1 protein-coding gene is annotated in these 1825 nt (G+C 48.7%); it reads right to left on the bottom strand.

Annotated elements, in window-relative coordinates:
• Positions 1–196: 196 nt before the first annotated feature.
• The coding region (locus QVA83_RS11855) for a YgiQ family radical SAM protein (protein ID WP_287498490.1) at positions 197–1825 on the bottom strand (1629 nt) is incomplete at its 5' end.

The raw sequence follows: 1825 nt of genomic DNA on the forward strand, positions 1-1825 counted from the left end.
GATGGTGAACAGTGCGTGTTGCGTAACGACCAAAGTGGGGAACTTACCAAGCTTGAAAATGTGACCTGTTATATAGTGGACGAGGCATAAGTCGGGATAAATCGACGAAAGCGCAATGTCATCGTTGACAATAGGCCTTAAAAAAACGCCCAGAGTTTACAAGCTCCGGGCGTTTTTGTTTCTATCGTTTGTGCTGCTATCGTTTGTGCATACTTGGCTGCTTTTGCGTACGGCCGCGGCTGTTGCCACTACTATTATTTCCTTTCGAAGCGTTGCCTCTATTCTTATTCCCGCCGGTGTCGTTGCGCTGCTGTGCTGTGTTTCCATGACCTTGTTTGTTAGCGTTGGAATTACGTCGGCTCTTATTTACGCCGTTACCGCCTTTGCTGCTCTTGCCCTGAAAGGTAGGAGGAAGCCCAGTATGTTTGGTCAGTGCGCGTTCACCACGACGGCCTTTTTGCGCTTTTTGGCGTTTTTCATCTGCTGTTTCTGGCGGAACAAGGTGCTGAGGACCACGGCCTATCAAATCTTCGCGCCCCATACGTTTAAGTGCTTCACGAATTTGCGCAAAGTTTTTCGGGTCGTGATAACGCAGCATCGCCTTGTGTAATCGACGGTGAATTTCACCTTTTGCAGAAGGCACCTCTTCACTGTCTTTAGTGACTTTGCGAAGGGAATTTACCTCGGTATGGTACATGGTGGTAGCCGTTGCCATAGGCGACGGGTAGAAGTTTTGTACCTGATCGAGCTTAAATTTGTTTTCTTTTAGCCAGATCGCAAGGCTTAGCATGTCTTCGTCGGAGGTACCCGGGTGTGAAGCAATAAAATACGGAATAAGGTACTGCTTTTTACCCGCTTCTTGTGAGTATTTATCGAATAGCTCTTTAAAGCGGTAATAGCTGCCCATGCCAGGCTTCATCATTTTTGACAGCGGGCCGTCTTCGGTGTGCTCTGGCGCTATTTTCAGATAGCCGCCTACGTGATGAAGGGCTAACTCTTTTACGTATTCTGGATCTTCTACCGCTAGGTCGTAACGTACACCTGAAGCAATTAAAATCTTTTTAATTCCAGGCAATTCGCGAGCACGGCGGTATAAGTCGATTGTTGGCTTATGATCCGTATCCATGTGCGCACAAATGCTAGGGTACACACAAGAAGGGCGACGACATGTTGCTTCTGCTTTCGGGCTCTTACAACGCAGGCGATACATGTTCGCCGTCGGGCCGCCTAAGTCTGAAATAACACCAGTAAAGCCCGGTACCGTATCGCGTATTTGCTCTATTTCTCGAATAATAGAGTCTTCAGAACGGCTTTGAATAATACGCCCTTCGTGTTCAGTAATAGAGCAGAAGGTACAGCCACCGTAGCATCCGCGCATAATATTAATACTGAAGCGGATCATGTCGTATGCAGGGATTTTAGCATCGCCATACACTGGGTGAGGCACACGCTGATAGGGTAAATCAAATACCGCGTCCATCTCTTCGGTTTCAAGCGGCATGGCCGGTGGGTTAATCCAAATGTGTCTGTCGCCGTGGCGCTGCATTAGCGCACGCGCACAACCAGGATTGGTTTCTTGGTGCAAAATACGCGACGTATGTGCGTATAACACCTTGTTGTCTTTCACCGTTTCGTACGCAGGTAGCTTAACGTACACGTTTTCCCAAGGCTTACGCTTTTCTTTCTCTTTTTGCGCAGGCTGAATAACGATGGGCGCGGCTTCTGGCGCTTCACTGCTTTTGGTGTCTTTATCCTGCGAATCGCACTCGGGCTCCATCTGGTAGGGGCTTGGAATGGCGTCTATCTTGCCCGGCCTGTCTAGAGA

The organism is Alteromonas sp. AO-Serp (assembly GCF_017849675.1).
GTDB classification, from domain to species: Bacteria; Pseudomonadota; Gammaproteobacteria; order Enterobacterales; family Alteromonadaceae; genus Alteromonas; species Alteromonas macleodii.